Source organism: Phenylobacterium sp. (genome assembly GCF_046291545.1).
In the GTDB taxonomy this organism is placed as follows: domain Bacteria; phylum Pseudomonadota; class Alphaproteobacteria; order Caulobacterales; family Caulobacteraceae; genus Phenylobacterium.
This window is the reverse complement of record NZ_JBKBSM010000003.1, coordinates 131,452-153,141: the sequence shown is the minus strand read 5'-3', so window position 1 is coordinate 153,141 and position 21,690 is coordinate 131,452. Positions and strand designations below refer to the sequence as shown.

At 70.0% G+C, this 21,690-nt stretch carries 19 protein-coding genes; 14 read left to right on the top strand and 5 right to left on the bottom strand.

Features of this window, described 5'->3' with window-relative positions; genetic code table 11:
• Nucleotides 1-216: 216 nt before the first annotated feature.
• The gene (locus ACK4YQ_RS10165; protein ID WP_409610966.1) at nt 217-1,161 is read right to left on the bottom strand and encodes a hypothetical protein; all 945 of its coding nucleotides are present in this window, start codon (nt 1,159-1,161) and stop codon (nt 217-219) included.
• A gap of 224 nt (nt 1,162-1,385) precedes the next feature.
• Between ACK4YQ_RS10165 and ACK4YQ_RS10160 the strand changes: the two genes are divergently transcribed.
• The 5 genes from ACK4YQ_RS10160 (at nt 1,386) to ACK4YQ_RS10140 (ending at nt 6,785) form a co-directional block, all read left to right on the top strand.
• Nucleotides 1,386-1,949 carry a hypothetical protein gene (locus ACK4YQ_RS10160; protein ID WP_409610965.1) on the top strand — a complete coding sequence of 188 codons (564 nt, stop codon included), beginning with the start codon at nt 1,386-1,388 and terminating at the stop codon, nt 1,947-1,949.
• Nucleotides 1,950-2,094: 145 nt separating this feature from the next.
• Complete coding sequence (locus tag ACK4YQ_RS10155; RefSeq protein ID WP_409610963.1) at nt 2,095-3,282, top strand: hypothetical protein; 1,188 nt, start codon at nt 2,095-2,097, stop codon at nt 3,280-3,282.
• 111 nt (nt 3,283-3,393) lie between these two features.
• A complete protein-coding gene (locus tag ACK4YQ_RS10150; protein ID WP_409610961.1) occupies nt 3,394-4,269 on the top strand; it encodes a hypothetical protein in 876 nt (291 codons plus the stop codon).
• A 45-nt stretch (nt 4,270-4,314) separates the two neighbouring features.
• Nucleotides 4,315-6,279, top strand: a complete 1,965-nt coding sequence (locus ACK4YQ_RS10145) for a hypothetical protein (protein WP_409610959.1) — start codon at nt 4,315-4,317, stop codon at nt 6,277-6,279.
• Entirely contained in the window at nt 6,276-6,785 is a 510-nt protein-coding gene (locus ACK4YQ_RS10140) for a hypothetical protein (protein ID WP_409610958.1), read from the top strand. Before ACK4YQ_RS10145 ends, ACK4YQ_RS10140 begins: the two co-directional genes overlap by 4 nt.
• Nucleotides 6,786-7,114: 329 nt before the next feature.
• Here ACK4YQ_RS10140 and ACK4YQ_RS10135 read toward each other — a convergent pair whose 3' ends face one another.
• The gene (locus tag ACK4YQ_RS10135) at nt 7,115-7,513 is read right to left on the bottom strand and encodes a winged helix-turn-helix transcriptional regulator (RefSeq protein WP_409610956.1); all 399 of its coding nucleotides are present in this window, start codon (nt 7,511-7,513) and stop codon (nt 7,115-7,117) included.
• Between the two features lie 102 nt (nt 7,514-7,615).
• On the opposite strand from ACK4YQ_RS10135, the gene ACK4YQ_RS10130 reads away from it, so the two are divergent.
• A complete protein-coding gene (locus tag ACK4YQ_RS10130; protein WP_409610954.1) occupies nt 7,616-8,350 on the top strand; it encodes an SDR family NAD(P)-dependent oxidoreductase in 735 nt (244 codons plus the stop codon).
• 165 nt (nt 8,351-8,515) lie between these two features.
• On the opposite strand, the gene ACK4YQ_RS10125 is transcribed toward ACK4YQ_RS10130, so the two are convergent.
• Genes ACK4YQ_RS10125 through ACK4YQ_RS10115 form a run of 3 tightly spaced genes read right to left on the bottom strand, consistent with a single transcriptional unit; the run spans nt 8,516 to nt 12,319 of the window.
• Entirely contained in the window at nt 8,516-10,780 is a 2,265-nt protein-coding gene (locus ACK4YQ_RS10125; RefSeq protein ID WP_409610952.1) for a xanthine dehydrogenase family protein molybdopterin-binding subunit, read from the bottom strand.
• Nucleotides 10,770-11,825: an FAD binding domain-containing protein gene (locus tag ACK4YQ_RS10120; protein ID WP_409610950.1), complete on the bottom strand. Its 1,056-nt coding sequence runs from the start codon at nt 11,823-11,825 to the stop codon at nt 10,770-10,772. Before ACK4YQ_RS10120 ends, ACK4YQ_RS10125 begins: the two co-directional genes overlap by 11 nt.
• Nucleotides 11,822-12,319 carry a (2Fe-2S)-binding protein gene (locus ACK4YQ_RS10115; RefSeq protein ID WP_409610948.1) on the bottom strand — a complete coding sequence of 166 codons (498 nt, stop codon included), beginning with the start codon at nt 12,317-12,319 and terminating at the stop codon, nt 11,822-11,824. The genes ACK4YQ_RS10120 and ACK4YQ_RS10115 overlap by 4 nt, the downstream gene beginning before the upstream one ends.
• A 198-nt stretch (nt 12,320-12,517) precedes the next feature.
• On the opposite strand from ACK4YQ_RS10115, the gene ACK4YQ_RS10110 reads away from it, so the two are divergent.
• From ACK4YQ_RS10110 to ACK4YQ_RS10075, 8 genes are all read left to right on the top strand, one after another.
• Nucleotides 12,518-13,096: a TetR/AcrR family transcriptional regulator gene (locus ACK4YQ_RS10110; RefSeq protein WP_409610946.1), complete on the top strand. Its 579-nt coding sequence runs from the start codon at nt 12,518-12,520 to the stop codon at nt 13,094-13,096.
• A gap of 356 nt (nt 13,097-13,452) precedes the next feature.
• Nucleotides 13,453-13,539, top strand: a complete 87-nt coding sequence (locus tag ACK4YQ_RS10105; RefSeq protein ID WP_409611324.1) for a potassium-transporting ATPase subunit F — start codon at nt 13,453-13,455, stop codon at nt 13,537-13,539.
• Nucleotides 13,540-13,567: 28 nt separating this feature from the next.
• Nucleotides 13,568-15,277, top strand: a complete 1,710-nt coding sequence (gene kdpA / locus ACK4YQ_RS10100) for a potassium-transporting ATPase subunit KdpA (protein ID WP_409610944.1) — start codon at nt 13,568-13,570, stop codon at nt 15,275-15,277.
• Between the two features lie 39 nt (nt 15,278-15,316).
• Complete coding sequence (kdpB, locus tag ACK4YQ_RS10095) at nt 15,317-17,404, top strand: potassium-transporting ATPase subunit KdpB (RefSeq protein ID WP_409610943.1); 2,088 nt, start codon at nt 15,317-15,319, stop codon at nt 17,402-17,404.
• Nucleotides 17,404-17,547 (top strand): hypothetical protein, encoded by a 144-nt coding sequence (locus ACK4YQ_RS10090; protein WP_409610941.1) that lies wholly within the window; start codon nt 17,404-17,406, stop codon nt 17,545-17,547. Before kdpB ends, ACK4YQ_RS10090 begins: the two co-directional genes overlap by 1 nt.
• 121 nt (nt 17,548-17,668) lie before the next feature.
• Nucleotides 17,669-18,247 (top strand): potassium-transporting ATPase subunit KdpC, encoded by a 579-nt coding sequence (gene kdpC, locus ACK4YQ_RS10085; protein ID WP_409610939.1) that lies wholly within the window; start codon nt 17,669-17,671, stop codon nt 18,245-18,247.
• Nucleotides 18,244-20,919, top strand: a complete 2,676-nt coding sequence (locus tag ACK4YQ_RS10080; protein WP_409610937.1) for an ATP-binding protein — start codon at nt 18,244-18,246, stop codon at nt 20,917-20,919. Before kdpC ends, ACK4YQ_RS10080 begins: the two co-directional genes overlap by 4 nt.
• Entirely contained in the window at nt 20,916-21,605 is a 690-nt protein-coding gene (locus ACK4YQ_RS10075; protein ID WP_409610935.1) for a winged helix-turn-helix domain-containing protein, read from the top strand. Before ACK4YQ_RS10080 ends, ACK4YQ_RS10075 begins: the two co-directional genes overlap by 4 nt.
• Nucleotides 21,606-21,690 lie beyond the last annotated feature (85 nt).

Here is a 21,690-nt window from a genome sequence, read left to right as displayed (position 1 = left end):
GGTGTCAAACCTCGTGAAGACGAGCCGTGGTGTTGGATCGACGAATGGGCGGACGGGGCCGCGCGCAAAGGGTGACAAAACTCGTCATCATCTTGAGCCCCTTGCCTTCGCGCCCCGCGCTTACGAAATCTTCACCAAGCTGAACGGCAAGTGAACAGCGACGCTTGCCGCGCGTCAGGCGATCATCTGCAGGGCGGAGTTCCTCACGGATCGGACCTACTCGAGTTGGCTGGGCGCGCCCTGCATCAACTGATTTGTGGCCTGCGCGCCGGCTCGCCCTTCATCGGCCGCCCATGTAAGGGCGATGGCGGGTGCGGAGTTGTGGTTTGTGGCCATGGCGAAGGCGACGACCGATCCGGCTCTCCCAGCTGCGCTTTCGATCGTCGTGGCGTGGTGCGCGATCCAGGCGTCGGGGGTGCAGTCTTCCCGGGTGGGCCCGCCGACGATGTACCAGGGGCGCGCAGCCTGCAGCAGCCGGCGGGCCTCGTCGTCGTCACGATACTCGGACTCGTTCACCAGCTTGACGCACGACTTGCCGTCGGGCTCGGGGCGACGGGGCTCCTGCGCCTTTCGCCAGGGACGCGCGCTGCGCAGCTCGTTGGCCGTATTCTGCGCCAGGCTCTCGATCAGGTCGTCGAGCTTGGCTTCGACGGCGAGGCCCAGCCGCAGGGTCTCGCCTGCGCCTCGCGCCGAGGAGGCGACGGCGCCGGTGAAGCCGGGGGTCACATAGCGATCAAATCCCTCGTCCCGCGTCAGCTCGAACCGATCGGCCACCACCTGGATCCAGACGTCGGGCTCGCAGGCCCCGGGATCGACGGTGGTGGACACCCGCCAGTCCGGGGCGGCGGCCGCGAGCGCGCTGGCGAAATCCGCCGAGACGGCGTCGCCGATCCCCTCGGCTGTGACGCGGACGCACGGCGGCTCAGCGGGCGTCAGCGGGTTTCGCCATCCTGGACCGGCCCCCGACCCCGCCGCGCCCTCCATGCCGGGCGCCGCAGCCTGGCCTTGGCCGCTCGGGCCGGCCATCCCGCGTCCGATGACGAGGCCGATGATCACGAGCCCGGCGCCCGCGGCGGCCAGGCCGAGCCGGGAGCGGCGCGGCTTGGCGGTTTGTCCGCTGCCGGGCGGCGGCTGGTCTGCGTCTTTGTCCTCAGTCGACACGGGTAAGCTCCGGCCCCACTTGCGATCCATCAATTGTTAACCAAGCTTGGCCCTCGCACAAATGGTCGAGCAGCCCAGAGGGACACATGATCGGCGCCTGGTACGAACCCCGAGGCGGCCGCGTGCCGATGATGTTCAGCGCTCTCGCATGCGCGCTGCTGGCGGCGTGCGGGCAAGCCCCTAGCTCCGCCCAAGGCGGCGAAGCTCGACCGAGGGTGCAAGCCATGGGCAAGGCGACCTGTTCACCGTCGGGCGGCGGCGAGGAGGCGGCAAGGGCGGCGGTCGAAGCTTGCCAGCACATCCTCGCTGAGCGCGGGGAGGCGGCGGAAGCCGCCCCTATCGGCCAGGAACCCTCCGAGCAGCTTCTCGGCGGGCTTGCTCGACTGGCCCATCCCGATGGGCGGCTGCGCCGCTTCGGAACCGGCGAAAGCTATGAGGGGCTCAGGGCCATCGACTCGGCCGCGCAGGGAGGCTTCGCCGCCGAGGTGTACGAACTGGCCCGCGGATGGCAGGTGGATCGGCGGCGGGCGGACACTGCGGAGGCGCAGAACGCCGTCCACGCCACCGACGCCCTGTTCGAGATCGCGAGCAGGAACGGAAGTGCGGCCGCGAGCCTTGAGGTCGCGCGCAAGCATATCTACTGGGGCGTGCGGTATCGGCAGATGAACGCTCTTGCCGAAAGCCAGGCTGAATTCGAAGCGGCGCGGCGCGTTCTCGCCAGCGCACGTACGCAGGAGGGAGGACGCCTGGCGGAACAGGCGGACCACCTCCTGGGCGAACTGCATTGAATCCGGGCGCCCATGCCCGCGTCGCGCGATCTCCTTTGCCTTTGCCGTGCAGCGCCCGACAATGAAGATGGGGCGGATCGGCGACGAGCGACACATCGTGGCTGGAAGAGGGGTGGCGTCAGTGCAGCCAGGGATGACCAAAGTCTTGAGGATCGGCCGCGCCCTGCGCGCCGCCCTGCTGGTGGGAGCTTCAGTTACGCTCTTGAGCTGCGGGCGGTCCGACACCGCCTCGAAGCTGTCGAGCACAGAGGCCCTGGCCGAGTGTGTGAGGGTCACCGCCTCCGAGCTGGATGGCGCTGATGTCTTTCGGCCGTATGGAGAGGTCGACAATCCTTCGGCCGTGCAGGCTTGCGAGCTGGCGGTCCAGCTCAACCCGCAATCCGCCTCGGCCCATGAGCACCTGGGGCGTGCCTATCTGGCCCTAGCCTATGACGGCGAGGGCGCGGCCGCGCAGGCGCGGGCGATGGATGCATTCTCCACCGCGGCGAGGCTCGGCTCCGGCTATGGCGTCGTCAAGCTGAGCGAGGCCGGCGGGGCGGGGGCCGATCGTGACCGGGCGGAGGCGTTCCTTGCGCCGCTCGCGTCGGGGGGCGACGTGGGCGCGCTCGTGCTGCTTGGCGAGCTGCGGGCCGTGGAGTCCGGGCGACTGCGTCCCGTGGACGAGATGCGGGGCGACGGCACGCTCGAGATCTTCAACCGCGCCGCCGAAAACGGCGGAGCCGGCCTGCTCGGCCGCTGGGTGATCGATGCGATGAGCCGCGGCGACTGCGGGCGCCTGTCGTCGATGGACCCCGAGGCTCAAGGGCCGGCGCGTCCGCGGAACGAGAACGCCGAGCTGTTCTGCGGGATTCTTGTCACCTACGCCGCCGATGCAGGCGACCTCCTCGCCAATGTACACCTGGGGCTGGCCCACACCCAAGCGGCGCTGGATTACGCCGAGGAGCGCCAGGATGTGTCGTATTGGCGCGAGCGGATGAACCAGGAGCGGGCGTTGGCCCGCGAGCGCCTGCTTATTGTAAAGGCCTCTGGTGACCAGATGTTCGGGCCTCTGGCCGATCGCGTCATCGCACGCCTTGACCACCTTGAGATGGCCCAGGACAGGGCTTCGCGGGAGTTCTGGGGCTCGGTGCTGGTCGGCGGGCTGGCCCTCCTCGCCGCCGCGGACAGCGGACCTGCTCGCGCAGCCGATGATCCCATGGCCGAGGTGGACGGTCGACAACAGAAGAGCCGTGAAGAACTCCGCTGCCTACAGGCCCAGGTGCATGCGTCGACCTATCCGGGCGATCCGACGGTCGTGGGGGCGATGGAGCGCGCCTATGCCGCGGGCTGTTGAGCCATGCCGGGCGCTGCAGATCCTTTCGGCGCCTTGCCCGCGAGGGCGTCCCCCATTTTTCTGTCCGCAGTGGCCCGGCCCTGGCAGAGCCATCCTCCTCGGAGTTCCCGCATGAGTCTTCGCGCCTCCCCCGGCATGACGTTCCGTCGATTCGTAATTGCGGCGCTCGGCGCCTGCTGTCTGCCCCTCGTGGCCTGCAGTCCGGGTCAAGCGGGACAAGCGGGTCAGGCCCCCGCCGCGGCGGCTCCGGCGCCAGCCACGCAGGCCCCCGCCGGCCAGTCCGGCGCCGCCGGCACGCCCGAAGTGCAGCCCGTCGACAGTAACAGCTCTGCGTGCCCGCCCTTTCCTGAGCCGCAGGCGCTGGACTTCTGGGGCGTGGAACTTGGCATGACTCCGGAAAAAGTGACTGCGCTCGTCGATTGCCTTGGCCCGGCCTTCAAGCTTCAGACATCACAGGTGCCGTTGGGCGACGACCCGTACGGCCGCAACAGCGTGCCGTTCTTCTTGGTGACCCGCGGCGAGTTCGGTCAGCAGGAAGAGCTGAACGTCTCCTTCGCCGGTGCGCCTGGGGCGCTGCGGGCGGTCCGCCTCAGCAAAACCATCAACTGGCCGACCGAGGCCCCGGGGTCGCGTCGTGGCGTCGAGACCGAGATGGCGAAGATCTACGGCCCGTTCACGCGAACCGATCCGGCCATCTATCATGCAAACACCTATGGCCAGGTGGCGGACGCTGCCGGAGCGCCGATCTCCCCCAAGGACCCGGTGTTTGCGCTCTGCGCGACCTTCGCCATCGATCGGCTGAAATCCTTCAACGCCTTCCTGAGGCGCTATGACCCCATGCCGGACCGATGTGGCCGGGTGATCTCGTTCTATGTGGTGGCCGATTCGAACGTCTCGGACGATCTCCAGCGGGTGACGCTCGGAACCTATGACTACGGCGACACCGTCGCTGCGCTGAAGGAAAGCCTGGCGGGCGGCGGTGGCTGATGGCCGGCGGCGGTGATCCCGTGAATCGGGGCGGAGGCGGCGGCCTTGAGCAATGAGGGGCTCCGACGGGGCGTCGGTTGGCGTCGGCTGTTCGCCCGGGCCTCGCCGAGAGCTCTGAAGGGCCTCGCCGCGCTGCAATGGCGGGCCGCGCCGCGCAGCCTGGGGCGCCTGGCGCCTGGGCTGGGCGGTGCCCTGGGCGACGGCGCCTACCTGGCGGGCGTTCCGGGCCTAGGCCCTGCGGCCGTCGCCGCCGCCCTCGCGGCCGGCCTCTTCGCCGGCTTCGCCGACCGTGGCCTCGATCCGGTCTACACCGGCGCGCCCTACATGCTGGCGCTGCTGGCTGCGATCGGCATTGTCTCGGGGCAGGCGGGTCTTTGGGCGCTGGCCGGCTTTGTCGTGGCCGATGCGCTGAGATACGCGCGAGGCGAATTCGGCGCGCTTGGACCGGCCTACGTCTGCGCCATCCTCGTCAGTTGGCTGTTCCTGGCGCAGCTGATCGTCACAGCGCCCCAGGCCGGACGGCTGGTCGCCGCCTTCAGGGGCCGGCTCGCTGTTCTGAACGGGCTGGTCGCGGCGGGGTTCGCCGCCGCCTTCGTCGAACTCTGGACACGCCTGGCGATGGTCGCCCTGCGCCCGCTCTTCCTGTGGCGGGGTCAGGAGGTGTCGCTCCGGCTCGTGGGCTTCGGCGAGCATGAGACCGTCCATTTCGGCTACGCTCTGCATGACCTGACCTGGATCGCGCTCGCCGCCGGGCTTGGCCGCTGGGGGCTTGAGCTAGTGCTCACCTATCTGCGCCCGGTGGCGGTCGGGGGCGTCCCCGGGCGGTCGCTCGAACCGCCCTGGCAGGTCCAGGTCCTGCTGCGCGGGGCGCTGTTCGCCCTGGTGATCGCCGGCCTCTTCACCAGCCTCGCGGGAGGCGTGGCGTTCGCCCTCGCCATAGCTGCGGTCCTGACGGGGCGGCGCATGCTCTCGGCGAGGGAACTCGTCGCTCGCTGGGACCGGCTGGTGCGGAACGCGCCGGCAGGCTTGCGGCTGATCGCGTCATACGTGCTGGCCTTCTGGCTGGCGCAGGGCTGCGTTCTCTTGCTGCGCGACGGGCTTGGCCTGCGCACCATGCCGACCGCCGCGGCCTCGATCGTGCTGGTGACGGCCGCGACGCTCATCTTCTGGCCGCAGGTTCCGCCCGGCGAGGCGGCGCCGACGCCGCCCGCCTGGGTGAGGCGGCTCCTGCGAACAGGGGCGAAGACGAGCCCGGCGTGGCTCGGCCTTCTGGTCCTCGCCAGCGCGGGTTCGGCATGGGCGCACCACTGCTCGTTCCAGCCCGGCTGTGAATGCCTCACCGCCGAGAACGCCCTGGCGGCCCTGATCGCCGCCGCGACGATCATTGGGCTGTTTCTCCTGGACCAGACGCTGGCCGGCGCCGTACGCGGACTTCACGACGCTCTCACCGGACGCGACCTGCTGACCGGCGACCGCCTTGGCTGGCTCGACCGCACCCTGGCCGCGCTGGGTGCGGCGCCCGTGTTCGGCGCGCCGGCCGACGCGATGCGCGCGATGCGGGCCGCAAGAGCGGCGGCCCTGGAACGCGCCGTCGCCCGCGGGATATCGCCCAAGATGGCGGACGAACTGGCGGAGGGCGGCTCGTTTCTCCTGACCGAGGAGCAGTACTTGCTCTACGTCAAGGACGCCCCGCGCGTAGGCCGGGCCGACGGACAGTTCATGACCTCCAGGGCCGAGATGGACAGGCTGCTGGATGAGGTCGGACCCAATCCCGCGGCGCTCGGCGAGAAGCTTGGCATCGACAGCTGGTCCGGCGATACGAGGTTGATGCGTGTGGACGTCGCCGATCCTCTCGAACACAATGTTCGTCTGCCGACCGCCGAGATGTCAGGCTCCAATGCGAACTACAGGCCCGGGGGCGTCACCTCGGGCGGCGTGCCGGAAGTGGTGACCGACCCGGTGCCGCAAAGCCAGATTCGTGTGAGACCGCTGTCCGGAGGCGGGGGATGACCCAGGCGCAGCCCACCCTGAATGAGCGCGTCGCACGCGCTGTCGCCGAGCGGAACATGGCCGGGCTGCTGCTCGGCGAGGCCGACTACGCCTTCCTGCCGCCGGGGTCGCCGTCGCCGGGAAAGACCGACCTGGCGCTGGTGCTGAGCGCGCTCTACGCCCTGGCTCACAGCGGCGAAGGGGACGACGTCCGTCGCCAGGTCGAAGACGCCCTCCACGTCCTGCTGCTGGGCCGGGGCGGGGAAGAGCTGGGCGCTGTGGCCTATGTGCTCCTGTTCGAGGCGCTCCGCACGCGCCGGGGAGACCATGCTCTGGGCTTGCCCTCCCATGAGATCGCCGCACAGTTGTCGATGCAGATTCAACGTCACGCGTCCACGCTGGCCGCCGATCGCAGCGGCGCTGGAGCGAACTGGCCGAACGGCTGGGTCGGCGAGCTTCAGCGCCTGAGCCGCCTGACGGTGGAGGTCGGCGGCCCCGGTTTCGCTGGGCCCGCCCAGGCGACGTGACGGGCCTGATCGAGGGCGTTCAGACCGCCACAACGCCGACTACGTCTCCCCCGCGCCAGCAGCTCCACGCGGGCCAGGGTCAGGAAATCTCCGTAGACGCAGCGCTGGGCGCTGACGGCTGTCGCCGAGGTCCAGGGCGCCCCCCGCCTGCGTCGAAATCGATGCGCTCGCGGGCGCAGCCGTCGCGGTTCAGGCACGGCGCCGTCGGTGCAGAGGCGGCCGGACACAGCATGGACAAAGAGGGCGCGCGCGCCGGCCTTGAGCTCTTGCGCCGCGGCTGGCCCATGGCATTGCCGCCAGGCGGCCATTAAGCCAGGGAAGGCCCCGGATCACTGGGGCTTGGCGCGAGCCATCTCTCGCTGGGCGTACACTCGGCTCACCTCGGCTATGTTGTCCGTGCCCCAGGCGCACAGCGGTACGAGCGCCTCGGCCAGGCTTCGGCCCAGCGACGTGAGGCTATAGTCCACTCGCGGCGGCACCTCCTTGTAGTCGGTCCGCTTCACCAGGCCGTCCGCCTCGAGCTCCTTGAGCTGCTGGATCAGCACCTTGTCGCTGGCGTCGCGGATGGCTCGGCGCAGCTCGCCGTACCGGATGGGGCCACCCTGGGCGAGAAAGTATAGGATCAGCGGTTTCCACTTGCCGGATATCACCCTGAGCGTCGCGTCCAGCCCGCATGTGAAGCCGGGCAGGTTGGGCGTGCAGTCTCGGGCTGGGTTCGAAGCGGACATGAGCGGGTTCGACGACATTTCCAGGCGCTTACCAAAAGGTGCATACTTGTCGATAGGTGTGCGCGCCGCCAGCTGAGTTCAACCTGAGCAAAGGAGCACATCGTGAACAGGTTGAACGGCAAGACGGCGGTGGTGACGGGCGGCGGCACCGGGATCGGCCTAGGAGCAGCCAAGCGCTTCGTCGAGGAAGGCGCCTTCGTCTACATCTTCGGGAGGCGGCAGGCCCAATTGGATGCGGCGCTGGAGGCGCTCGGCCCAAATGCACGGGCCGTGGCTGGATCCGTGACCGACCTCGGCGATCTCGACCGCCTCTACGAGACCGTGAAGGCTGAGCGCGGGCGGATTGACATCGTCTTCGCCAACGCCGGGACCGGCGGGTTCGCCCCCCTGGGCGAGATCACGCCCGAACACTACGACGCGATTTTCGACGTCAACGTGAAGGGGCTCCTGTTCACGGTTCAGAAGGCGCTGCCCCTGATGGGGCGAGGGTCGTCGATCATCCTCACCGGCTCGAGCACGGGCGTGATGGGAACGCCGCAATTCAGCGTCTACAGCGCCACCAAGGCCGCCATTCGCAACCTGGCGCGCAGCTGGGCCTTGGACCTGCAGGGCACCGGCATTCGCGTCAACGTTCTCTCGCCTGGCCCGACCAAGACCGACCTCGCGCGGGAGGTGGTCGGCGAAGAGGCGTTCGAGGCGCTCGGCGCGAGCACCCCTATCGGCCGCCTGGGGGATCCGAGTGAAACCGGGGCTGTCGCCGCCTTCCTCGCTTCGGAAGACGCAAGCTTCATGACCGGCGGCGAGGTCTTCGTCGACGGCGGTCTGGCGCAGGTATAGGCCGGACGCCGGGGGGCGCCGGAGCGGTGGCGCTCGCGGCGCCCCTGAAGGCCCATGTGCTGACTGCCCGCGTGAAGAGGCGCATGGCCCGCGGATAGGCCCCGCGCCAACTGGCTCTCGGTCGAGACCATAGGGCGGGCCGCCAGGACCCGCGCCCTGGAGGCGCTAGGCCAGGCCAGCCAGAACGTCTTCGAGGCGGATCGGAAAGCGCCGCACCCGTTGTCCGGTGGCGTGCCACACGGCGTTGGCGATGGCGCCGACCGTGCCCACGACACCGATCTCGCCCACCCCCTTGACCCCAAGGGGGTTCACATAGGCGTCCTCTTCAGGGATCAGGATGGCTTCCAGGCTCGGCGTGTCGGCGTTCACCGGCACGTGGTATTCGGCCAGGTCCGCGTTCATGATCCGCCCTGTCCGCTGATCGGTGATCACGCCTTCCTGGAGGGCGAAGGAAACGCCCCAGATCATGCCGCCGTAGTACTGGCTACGCACGAGGCGGGGATTGATGATCCGCCCGGCGGCGAAGGCGCCGACCAGCCGCGTCACCCGGACCTGCCCGAGATCGGGGTCGACCTTCACCTCGGCGAACACCGCCCCGTGCGAGTTCATCGCCCAGGACTGCACCGCCTCTTCGTCGCGCACCATGCGACCCGTGCCGACCACCACCGGCTGGCCGGCGCGGGCGAGGATGTCCACATAGCTTTCGCTGCGCGCTTCGTCGTCGCGCCTGTGCAGCCGCCCGCTGCGGGCGATCACGCCGACATTGCCCGCTCCGAACAGCGGCGAGGCCGGATCGGCGCTGGCCAGTTCGGCGAGGCGCGCGATGGCGTCTTCGCCCGCGTTGTGCAGCGCCAGACCCGCGCTGGCCGTATGGCCCGAACCGCCCGCGACGCCCGCGTCCGGCAGGCTGGAGACCCCTGAATGGAACTCGACCTTGTCCGGATCGAGCCCCAGCGCCTCGGCCGCGATCTGGGCCAGCGCGGTCCAGGCGCCCTGGCCCATGTCGACCCCCGCCGTCTCAACCAGGGCCGTGCCGTCGGCGCGCAGGGTGGCGCGGGCCTCGGCGGGAAAGTGCGGGCAGGGGAAGAGCGCGGTGCCGACGCCCCAGCCGACCAGCATGCCGCTCTCGTCGCGCATCTGGCGCGGAGCCAGCGGACGGCCGGCCCATCCGAAGCGCTTGGCGCCCTCTGCGTAGCACTCGCGCAGGGCCTTGGACGAATAGGGTCGTCCCGTGCCCGGCTCGGTCTCTGCGTAGTTGGCCTGGCGGAACTCCAGCGGGTCCATGCCGCAGGCCTCGGCCGCCTCGTCGAGCGCCGCTTCCAGGGCCGCCGATCCGGAGGCTTCGCCCGGCGCGCGCATGGGTCCGGGCGTGCCGATGTCGAGCCTCAGCCCCTCGGTCTCGGCCAGGATCGCTGGACTTTCGTAGAGGTGCAGCGAGGCGTTGGCCGCCGGCTCCAGGAAGTCGTCGAAGCTGGAGGTCGCCGAGATCGAATGATGGTGCAGCGCCGTCAGCCGCCCGTCGCCGTCCATGCCGAAACGCAGCTTCTGCCAGGTGGCGCCCCGATGCCCCACCGGCCCGTACATCTGGGCGCGGGTCAGGACCAGCTTCACCGGCCGTTGCAGGTGTCGCGCGGCCAGGATGCCCAGGATCTGCGGCCCGTTCAGGATCGCCTTGGAGCCGAAGCCCCCGCCCAGGAAGGGCGAGCGGATCAGCACGTTCTGCGCCGGCACGCCGAACCACACGCCATAGGCCTCCCGGCTCATGACGAGGGCCTGATTGGGCATGTCCAGCGTCACGTGATCGCCGTCCCATTCGGCCACCACCGCATGCGGCTCCATGGCGTTGTGGTACTGGGCCGCGGTCGTGTAGTCCGCCTCGACGATCCGCTCGGCTGCGGCGAAGCCCGCCTCTATGTCGCCATAGGCCGTGCGCGGCGGGGCGCCGACCCCGACGGCCGCCGGCCCATAGCGTTCGCCGTCGTCCAGGCCCGCGCGGGCCGGCTCGGCCTCGTACTGCGGATCGAGCAGCGCCGCGCCTTCCGTGGCCGCCTCCAGGCTCTCGGCGACGACCAGGGCGATGGGCTGGTTCACATAGCGGACCTTGTCGTCCTGCAGCACCTCGATCCGAAAACCGAAGGGGCCCAGTTTCACGTCCGGATCGTGCGCCAGCGGGGGGCGATTGGCCGGCGTGATCACCTCGACCACGCCGGGATGGGCCTTGGCGGCCTCGACGTTCAGCGAGGTCACGCGCCCCCGGGCGATCCGGCTCACCGCCGTCACGGCGTAGAGCATTCCGGCGGGGTGGTTGTCGGCGGCGTAGGTCGCCCGCCCGGTGACCTTCAACTCGCCGTCGCGCCGGGTCAGCGGCTGGCCCGCGTTGGAGCCATGGCGGCGATAGGGGGCGGTGGGCGAAGGGGTCTCAAGCGACATGAGAGGCTCCGGAGGTCGGGGCGAAGGGCGAGGCCGGAAGGGCGGGCGTCTGTTCCGGCGTTCCTTGCAGGGCGAGGCTCAGCGCGCGGACGAGGATGCGGCGGGCCAGCTCGATCTTGAATCCGTTCTCGCCGGAGGGCCTGGCGTCGGCCAGCGCCGCCTCGGCCGCCCCCGCGAACGCTTCAGGCGAGGGCGAAGCGCCCGCCAGCATGGCTTCGGCGTCCCGCGCCCGCCAGGGCTTGGCCGCGACTCCGCCCAGCGCCAGCCGCGCCTCCCGGATCACGCCGTCCTCGAGCCTCAGCGCCGCGGCGGCCGAGACCACAGCGAAGGCGTAGGAGGTGCGCTCGCGAAGCTTCAGATAGCGGGCGTGGCCGGCGAAGGCGGCGGCCTCAGCGGGCAGCCGCACGGCGACGATCAGTTCGCCGGGGGCGAGGGCGGTTTCCCGCGCGGGCGTCTCGCCGGGCAGAAGATGCAGGGCTTCGAACGCGATCTCGCGCCGGCCATGCGGGCCTTCCACCTCGACCATGGCGTCCAGGGCCGACAGGGGCACGCACAGGTCGGAGGGATGGGTGGCGATGCAGTGCTCGCTCCAGCCGAGCACTGCGTGCAGCCGGTTCTCGCCGCCGATCGCGTCGCAGCCCGATCCCGGCGCGCGGCGATTGCAGGCGCTCGCCACGTCGTAGAAATAGGGGCAGCGGGTCCGCTGCATCAGGTTGCCGCCCAGGGTGGCGGCGTTGCGAAGCTGCGCCGAGGCGCCCGAGAGCAGGGCTTCGGCGACGGCGGGGAAGGCCTTCTGGAAGCGCGCGTCATAGGCGAGGTCGGCGTTGCGCACGAGCGTCCCGATCCGCACGGCCCCGTCCGCCGACCATTCGATGGCGTCGAGGCCCGGAAGGCGGCTGATGTCGACCAGGCGCTCGGGCCGTTCGACGCCGCCTTTCATCAGATCGAGCAGATTGGTGCCGGCGGCTAGGAAGGCCGATCCTTCGCGCCCGGCGGCGATCGCCTCGGCGAGGCTCGTGGGGCGCACATAGTCGAAGCGGTTCACGCCGCGTCCTCCCGCGCCGTGTCCGTCAGGACCTTCTGCGCGTCCAGCACCGCTTCGGTGACGCCCTTGTAGGCCCCGCAGCGGCAGATGTTTCCGCTCATCAGTTCGCGCACGCGCTCGGGGTCTTCGCCGGCGCGCCCCTCGGCGATCAGGCCCACCGCGCTCATGATCTGTCCGGGCGTGCAGAAGCCGCACTGGAAGGCGTCGTGGGCGATGAAGGCCGCCTGCACCGGATGCAGCCGTTCGCCCTCGGCGAGGCCTTCGATGGTGACGATCTCCGCACCGTCGAGGCTGAGGGCCAGCGACAGGCACGAATTGATGCGCCGTCCGTCGACCAGAACGGTGCAGGCGCCGCACTGGCCCCGGTCGCACCCCTTCTTGGCGCCGGTCAGGTGGAGCCGCTCGCGCAACAGGTCGAGCAGGGTGACGCGCGGGTCGTCGAGGTCTACGGCTCGCAGCTGGCCGTTGATCGTGAGGCTTATGGAGAGCGACATCGGGCTCCGCTCCGGGGTAAGGGGATGGGCAAGCCGGCGGCACGCATGCGGCCGGCGCGGACGCTGGGGATCTCGTCAGGGATCTGAGGTGTGAGGTGCTGTGGACCGGTCGGGGACGTCGACGGTCCCTGATCGAATGAGTACACTTTAACGGAGGGTTCCTCCGTTTATCAAGGGGAAAAGAGCCCGACCGAGAAGATGGGTGCTGAGAAGGAAAAACCGAGCCGGCGCACGCGCGCCGACTCCTTACGCAACCGCGAGCGGCTGGTGGCCGCCGCCGCCCGCGTCTTCGGCGCCGGCGGGCGAGGGGCCACGCTCGACGCCGTCGCCCGCGAGGCCGGCGTCGGGATCGGCACGCTCTATCGGCACTTCCCCACGCGCGAGGCGCTGTTCGAGGCCGTCTACCGCAGCGAAGTGGACCAGCTCTTCGCCCTGGCCGAGCGCCTGGCGAACGAGGCCCCGCCGGTCGAGGCCCTGCGCCAGTGGCTGCACGCCAACGTCCACCTGATGACGACCAAGAAGGGCATGGTCGAGGCCCTGCAGCTCGTCGCCTACGGCTCCACGGAGTTGAAAGCCTATTCCTTCCAACGGCTTACGGACGGGCTGGCCCTGCTCCTCGACCGCGGCGCCAGGAGCGGCGAGCTTCGCGACGACATCACCGCTGAAGAGCTCCTGCGCACGATGGTCGGCATCTTCTACGCCGACGGCCCCCAGGACTGGCAGGCCTCCGCCTTGCGCATCATCGACATCCTCATCGATGGCCTGCAGCGACGTTGAAGGGACCGGCAGGCAGGCAAGCGCCGGGATCTGGCGCTGAACTGACGGGGTAGGGCGTCTCTTCCTCTCGGGCGATGACGAATGAAGCCATCCAACGCCCCAGGCGACCCCGGCGGGACATCGGGCTTCTTGCCCGCCGTCATGGCCGGGCGAATGCGGCTTCGCCCAGGACGATCCTTATGCGGCCCTTACTCTCGAGCCGCATATGCCCTCTCGCGCCCTGACGCGGTTCGGCGCGAAGACACGGTCCTGAACCTTGGACCGAGGACTCAATGCTCGACATCGTCTTCCTGGCGCTGGGCTTCGTCGCCTTTGCGCTGTTCGCCGGCTTCGCCGCAGCGCTTCGGCGGCTCTAGATGCTGGAACTCGTGCTCTGGTGCGCCGGCGCCCTGCTGATCGGCGGCTACATGCTGGCGGCCCTGCTGCGGCCGGATCGCTTCTGAAGCGGCTGCTTCAAACGGACAAATTCCCATGAATTGGCAAGGCTGGGCGGAGATCGCCCTTACCCTGGGACTCGCCGTCGGCTTCGGCTGGCCGATCGGCGCCTATATGTCGCGCGTCTGGAACGGCGAGCGGACCTGGCTCGACCCGGTGCTGCGGCCCGTCGAGCGGGCTGTCTACGCGCTGGGTGGGATCGATCCCGGCAAGAGCCAAGGCTGGTTCGCCTACGCCGCCGCGCTGCTGGCCTTCAACGCCGCCGGCTTCGCGGCTCTCTACGCCATCCTGCGCCTGCAGGGCCTGCTGCCCCTCAATCCGCAGGGGTTCGGCGCGCTTTCCCAGCACCTGGCCTTCAACACCGCCGTCAGCTTCGTCACAAACACCAACTGGCAGTCCTATGGCGGCGAGACCACCATGTCTCACCTCAGCCAGATGGCCGGCCTCACGGTGCAGAACTTCCTCTCCGCCGCCACCGGCGCGACGGTTGCAGCGGCGCTGGCCCGGGCCTTCGTCGCCAACCGCGGGGAGGGGCTCGGCAATTTCTGGACGGACCTGACGCGGACCACCCTGTGGGTGCTCCTGCCCTTGTCGGTGGTCGTGGCGCTCGCCTTCGTCGCCCTGGGCGTGCCCCAGACCCTGGACGGCTCGGTCATGGCCACGACCCTGGAGGGCGGGCGGCAGAAGATATCGCTCTTCGCCACCGCCAGCCAGCTCGCCATCAAGCAGCTCGGCATCAACGGCGGCGGGATCTTCAACGTCAACTCCGCCCACCCCTTCGAGGGGCCGACACCGCTCGCGAACCTCCTGGCGGCCGTCTCGATCAATGTGCTCGGCTGGGCCGCGTTCTTCGCCTTCGGCCGCTCGGCTCTGGCGAAGAAGGAGGTCCGAGCCCTGGTGGCCGCGGCCTTCATTCTGCTCTCGACGGGCGCGGCGGCCCTCTACTGGACAGAGACGCAAGCGCCGCCCGCCCTTGTCGCGGCTGGCGTCGAGGCCTCGGCGAACATGGAGGGCAAGGAGGTGCGCTTCGGAGCGCCGGCCTCGGCCGTCTGGGCCGCCGCCACCACCGGCGCCTCCAACGGCTCGGTCAACTCCATGCACGCCAGCTTCATGCCCTTGGGCGGCGCTGTGGAGATGTTCTTCATGCAGCTGGGCGAGATCCTTCCGGGCGGGGTCGGCACGGGGCTGGCCTCGATGGTCGTGATGGCCCTTCTGGCGGTGTTCGTCGCGGGCCTAATGGTCGGCCGCACGCCCGAGTACCTCGGCAAGAAGATCGAGGCGCGCGAGATCAAGTTCGCCATGCTGCTGGTGCTGGTGCTGCCGCTCTCGATTCTGGGCTTTGCAGCGGTCGCCGCCGTGCTGCCGCAGGCCCTGAAGGGCCTCTTGAACACAGGCCCCCACGGCCTTTCCGAGATCCTCTACGCCTACACCTCGGCGACGGCGAACAACGGCTCGGCGTTCGCGGGCCTGACCGCCAACGCCCCGTGGTGGAACACCACCCTCGGCCTCGCCATGCTGCTCGGGCGCTTTCCTGGGATCGTGGCGGTCCTGGCGATCGCCGGCTCTCTGGCCGTCAAGCCGAAGCTCGCCCCGACCGCTGGCACCCTGCCCACCGATACGGTCCAGTTCATCGGCCTGCTGATCGGCGTGATCCTCATCCTGGGCGGCCTGCAGTTCTTCCCCGCCCTAGCCCTCGGTCCCATCGTCGAGCACTTCCAGGCGCTGCAGGCGCTCGGTGTTCGCTGACGCCGCCGTCCTCAAGGACACTCCCCCAGGACACCCTCCATGACCACCGCTTACACGCCGCCCTCACTGGGCGAGAACCGCCGACGGGCCGCCGGCCTGGCCACCGGCATCACCGGCGCCGTCCTGGCGCGAGCGGCGAGCGACGCCTTCGCCAAGCTCGATCCGCGCCGGCTGACCGGCAATCCCGTCATCTTCGCCACCTGGGTCGTGGCGCTGCTGGCCAGCGCCTCGGCAGGCTTCGCCATCGCCCAGGGAGGCGATGAGGGAGGGCGGTGGGGTTTCGCGCTCCAGGTCGCAATCTGGCTTTGGGCGACCGTGCTCTTCGCCAACTTCGCCGAGAGCATCGCCGAGGGACGTGGCAAGGCCGCCGCGGACAGCTTGCGGGCCACCCGCGTGACCACCAGGGCCAAGCTGATCATCGACGAACGGGCCGGGACCATCATTCCGACGCCCGCCCACGAACTGGGCGCGGGTCAGGTCGTCCTGGTCGAGGCCGGCGACATCATCCCCGCCGACGGTGAGATCATCGAGGGCGTGGCCTCGGTCAACGAGGCGGCTATCACAGGCGAATCCGCTCCGGTCATTCGCGAAAGCGGGGGCGACCGTTCGGCCGTCACCGGCGGCACGACGGTCGTCTCGGACTGGATCAAGGTGCGTGTCACCTCCCAGCCTGGCGAGACCTTCCTCGACCGCATGATCGCCATGGTCGAGGGCGCTGACCGCCGCAAGACGCCGAACGAGATCGCCCTGGCCGTGCTGCTTGCGGGCCTGAGCCTTGTCTTCCTCATCGCCGTGGGAAGCCTGGTGGGCCTTGGCCGCTATTCCGGCGTGGCCCTCCAGCCGCTGGTGCTGGGCGCGCTCTTCATCACCCTCATTCCGACGACCATTGGCGGGCTGCTGTCGGCGGTCGGCATCGCCGGCATGGATCGCCTTCTGAAGGTCAATGTGCTCGCCACGTCGGGGCGGGCGGTGGAGGCCGCGGGCGATGTGGACACGCTGCTGCTCGATAAGACCGGCACCATCACCTATGGAAACCGTATGGCCGCCGAACTGGTCCCGGTCCCGGGCGTGCGGCCGGAGATGATCGCCCGTGTCGCCTTTCTCGCCTCCCTGGGCGACGAGACGCCGGAGGGCCGCTCGATCGTCGACCTGATCCGCGGGCAGGGCCTTGCAGTGGAGGCGCCGGCGGGCGGCAGGATCATTCCGTTCAGCGCGACGACGCGCCTTTCAGGCCTGGAGGCTGACGGCCACGTCTGGCGCAAGGGGGCGGTGGACGCGATCCTCAAGGACTCTGGCCTCGAGCCGCGGCAGGTCCCTGCCGAGTTCGCCGCTGCGGTGGACCGCATCGCACGCTCCGGCGGCACCCCGCTGGCGGTCAGCGAGAACGGTGTCCTCTTCGGGGTCATCCACCTGAAGGACGTGGTCAAGCCAGGCGTGAAGGAACGCTTCGCAGATCTGCGCCGCATGGGCCTGCGCACGGTGATGATCACCGGCGACAATCCGGTTACCGCCGCCGCGATCGCCTCCGAGGCCGGGGTGGACGACTTCCTGGCCGAGGCGACGCCCGAAGACAAGCTGCGGCTGATCCGCGAGGAACAGGCGAGGGGACGGCTGGTGGCCATGTGCGGCGACGGCGCCAACGACGCCCCGGCGCTGGCGCAGGCCGACGTCGGCGTGGCCATGCAAACCGGCGCCCAGGCCGCCCGCGAGGCCGGCAACATGGTCGACCTCGACAGCGATCCTACCAAGGTCATCGAGATCGTGGAGGTGGGCAAGCAGATGCTGATCACCCGCGGCGCGCTGACCACCTTCTCCATCGCCAACGATGTGGCCAAGTATTTCGCCATCATCCCGGCAATGTTCGCGGCTTCGCTGCCGGCGCTCTCGGCGCTCAATATCATGGGCCTGTCTAGTCCTGAGAGCGCGATCCTGTCGGCGGTGATCTTCAACGCCCTCATCATCGTGGCCCTGATCCCGCTCGCCTTGCGCGGCGTGCGCTACCGGGCCATCGGAGCCGCCAGGCTGCTCTCCCGAAATCTGGCGCTCTATGGGCTCGGAGGACTCCTGGCGCCCTTCGTCGGCATCAAGCTGATTGATCTGGCGATCGCCGGTCTGGGGCTCGCCTGATGGACGGCCAACTCCGCCGGGCGGCGCTGGTCAGCGGCGGCCTCATCCTGCTCTTCATCCTGATCGGCCTCGCCGGCCCGGCGCGGGACCGGACCGCCGAACGCACCACGCAGGGGGAGAGCTATGCGGACGGCCCCTCATGAGCCCCATTCGCCCAGAATCGGCCCTTCCGGTCGCGAGCATCGCCCGGCCGGGCCGAGCCACAGCCCATGCCGCGGAACGCCGCGGCGCCGCGCGCCCGCCGGCTCTCCCGTAGGATCCGCCATGTTCTCCCTGCTTCGACCCGCTTTCGTCTCCATTGCGTTCTTCACCGTGCTCCTTGGCCTGGCCTATCCGCTGGCGATCACCGGACTGGCCCGCCTGGCCCCCGACCAGGCCGGGGGCAGCCTGGTCCGCTCGGGTGGACGCATCGTCGGCTCTGCGCTGATCGGCCAGGCCTTCACCCAGCCCCAGTACCTCCACGGACGCCCGTCGGCCGCCGGCTATGACGCCTCGGCCTCCTCCGGATCAAACCTCGGCCCCCTGAACCCGGACCTCGCCGTTCGAATCGCCAAGAGCGCCGCGGCGATCCGCGCCGAGACGGGCGCGACCGCGATCCCGGCGGACGCTGTGACCACGTCGGCGTCCGGTCTCGATCCGCACATTTCGCCGGCCTACGCCGAGCTCCAGGCGGGCCGCATCGCCGCCGCACGGGGCGTGCCGCTCGATCTGGTCCGGGCCGAGATCGCCCGGCACGTGGAGGGCCGTACTTTCGGCGTCCTCGGCCAGCCGCGCGTGAACGTGCTCGAGACCAATCTCGCGCTCGACGCCGCCTTCGGCAGGAGGCAACCTCCGCCGCAATGAACGCCGATGAGCCCCTCAGGCCCGACCCCGACGCTCTGTTGGCTGCGGCCCGTCCGGGCCAGGGGCGGCTGAAGGTCTTCCTCGGCATGTCGCCGGGGGTGGGCAAGACCTACGAGATGCTCCGGGCCGCCCGACGCCGCAAGGCGGAGGGCGGCGACGTCGTGGTGGGCGTCGTCGAGACGCACGGACGCAAGGAGACCCAGGCCCTCCTGCGCGGCCTCGAGGTGATGCCGCGCAAGCCGATGGAGCACCGTGGCCACACGCTCCTGGAGTTCGACATCGACGCGGCGCTTGAGCGCCGGCCCGAACTCCTGCTGGTGGACGAGTACGCCCACTCCAACGCCCCCGGTTCACGACATCCCAAGCGCTGGCAGGATGTGGAGGAGCTGCTGAAGGCCGGCGTCAACGTCTGGACGACCCTGAACATCCAGCACCTCGAAAGCCTCGTCGACGTCGTCTGGAAGATCACTGGCGTCCGCCAGCGCGAAACCGTGCCGGACCTGGCGCTGTCTCGGGCCGATGAGATCGAACTGATCGACATCACGCCTGAGGAGCTCCGGGAGCGGATGGCCGAGGGCAAGGTCTATCTGGGCGAGACCGCCCGGCTGGCCGCAGATCGGTTCTTCAAGGTGGAGAACCTGACGGCTCTGCGCGAGCTGGCCCTGCGCCGCGCCGCCCAGGCCGTGGACGATCAGCTCATCGGCGCGATGAAGCGAGCCGGCGTGCAGGGGCCCTGGGCGGCGGGCGAGCGCATCCTGGTCCTGGCCGGGTCCGACGCCATGGTCAGTTCGCTCGTGCGGGCCGGCCGGCGCCTTTCGGACATGATGATGGACGCGCCGTGGACCGTCGCCCACGTGGAGCGGCCGAACGCCCCTGCGCCGTCGGCGGCCGCGGCCCAGAAGCTCCGCGACGCGCTCAAGCTCGCCGAGCAGCTCGGCGGATCGGCCGTGTCGCTCACGGGCGACGACCTCGTCGCCAGCGTGACCGACTACGCGCGGCGCAACAACGTCACCCAGATCGTGGTCGGCCGCGCCGCTGGGCGACGGCGCAACCCATTCCGCAGGGACCTGATCCGCGCCCTACTGGACGAGGCGGGCGGCGCGGCGCTGCATATCGTTACAGAATCCGCGGACCCCCACGTCGCAGAACCCCGGCCGCGCCGCGCGCTGCGCGATCTCAGCTGGGGCGGCCATCTGGCTGCGCTCATGCTCGTCGCTATGGCCTTCGGCGTCGCCTTTGCGCTGGACCGCTACGTCGAGAGCGTGAACCTCGCGATGGTGTTCATGCTGAGCGTCCTCGTTTCAGGCCTGGCGTTCGGTCTTTGGCCCGCGGTGACGGCCGCCGCCGCCGCCGCCTTCGTCTACAACTTCTTCTTCCTGGCCCCGCGCCTGACAGTCTGGATCGGCCACCCCGCCGACGTGCTGACCTTCGCGGTGTTCTTCGCGGTCGCCATGACCACCGGATGGCTGACGGGCCGGGTCCGCGACCAGGCCCGCGCCGTGTCGCGCCGGGCCTCCGCCATCGCCGCCGTCCTTGCGGCCACCCGGCGCCTCTCGTCCGCCGCCACGGCCGTGGACGCCGCGCTCGCCCTGGCCGAGCAACTCGCCGCCGCCACCGGGGGAAGGGCGGTTGTCCTGACGCCGACCGAAGACGACCTCGCCGTGGCCGCCGCCTCGCCAGCCCTTGAGGCGCTCTCGCCTGGCGACATGGCCGCCGCCCGCTGGGCTTGGGAGAGGGGCGAGGCCGCCGGCGCGGGCACTGGCACCATGCCCAACGCCGGATGGACGTTCCGCCCGCTGCAAGGCGTGAAGGCCCGCGCCGGCGTGGCCGGCGTCGAGCCGGCCGCCGTGGCCACCGAGGAAGGCGAGCGCTTCGTGGCAGCGATGCTCGACCAGGGCGCCGTGGCGCTGGAGCGAGCCGAGTTCGCCGCCGCGGCCGCCGACACGGAAGCCCTGCGCCGGACCGACCGCCTGCGCTCGGCCCTTCTGAACTCGGTGAGCCACGACCTGCGTACGCCGCTGGCGACCGTCCTGGGCTCGGCCACCACCCTGATCGACTATGGCAAGACCCTCTCGGCGAAGGTGAGAGACGACCTCCTGCTTTCGATCCGCGAAGAGGCCGAGCGGCTTAACCGCTATGTCGGCGACCTCCTGGACATGACCAGGCTGGAAGGCGGGGCGCTGATCACGCGCCGCGACTGGATCGACGTGCGCGACGTCCTGCGCGCCGCCGTCGACCGCGTGATGCGCCGCCTTGAGGCCCGGCGGGTCACGTGGGACTTTCCGGACAAGGTCACGCTGGTGGTGGCCGACCCCTCCCTGCTGGAGCAGGCTCTGGTCAACATCCTTGAGAACGCCATCGCCTACAGTCCCGACGGTGCGGCGATCGAGCTGGCGGCCTACGAGGACCGCAACAATGTGGTGATCTCCGTCGAGGACGAGGGCCGGGGCATACCCACAGCCGAGCTGGAGCGAGTCTTCGAGAAGTTCCGCCGCATGGAGGAGGCCACCGATCGCGGCAAGGGCGCAGGGCTTGGCCTCGCCATCGCCAAGGGATTTGTTGAAGCCATGGGCGGTCGGATCGCAGCCGCCAGTCCGATTCACGACGGCCGGGGGACGCGGATTCTGATCAGCCTGCCCAAGGAACGCCCCACGCCGGAAGGTTTCCTATGACGGACTATCGTCCCCGCATCCTGGTCATCGACGACGAGCCTCAGATTCATCGCTTCCTTGGCCCGGCCCTCGACGCCGCAGGTTACGAGCCTGTCCGTGCAGACACCGCGGCCGAGGGCCTGAAGGAAATCGCGCGCAAAGCTCCCGATGCCGTGGTGCTGGACCTGGGCCTGCCCGATCTCGACGGCAAGGCGGCGTTGTCCAAGGCGAGAGCCTTCTATGAGGGCCCGATCCTCATCCTCTCGGCCCGCGACAAGGAATCCGAGAAGATCGACGCTCTCGATCTGGGCGCCGACGACTATGTCGAAAAGCCCTTCGGCGTGGGCGAACTGCTCGCCCGCCTGCGGGTGGCCCTGCGCCATCGGCTGCGAGACCAGGGCGCAGACCCGGTCGTCACGGCTGGCGAGCTGACCATCGACCTCGTCAAGCGGCTGGTTACGCGGGCTGGCGAGCCCATCCGCCTGTCCCCGCGGGAGTACGACCTGCTCGCCCAGCTGGTGCGCGGGGCCGGCAAGGTCGTCACCCACAGGCAGCTCCTGACCGCCGTGTGGGGGCCGGCCCACGAGCAGGACGTCCAGTACCTGCGGGTGTTCGTCGGTCAGCTTCGCCAGAAGATCGAACCGGACCCCTCCCAACCCGCCCTGATCCTCACTGAGCCGGGCGTCGGCTATCGCTGGTTGGGCTGAGCGGCCTTCGCCCTCGGCGGCTGAGGAGAACGAGGCGGACCCGGAAGGCGGAGCCGGCGCGGTCCAAGTGCGACGCGTCTTGGCC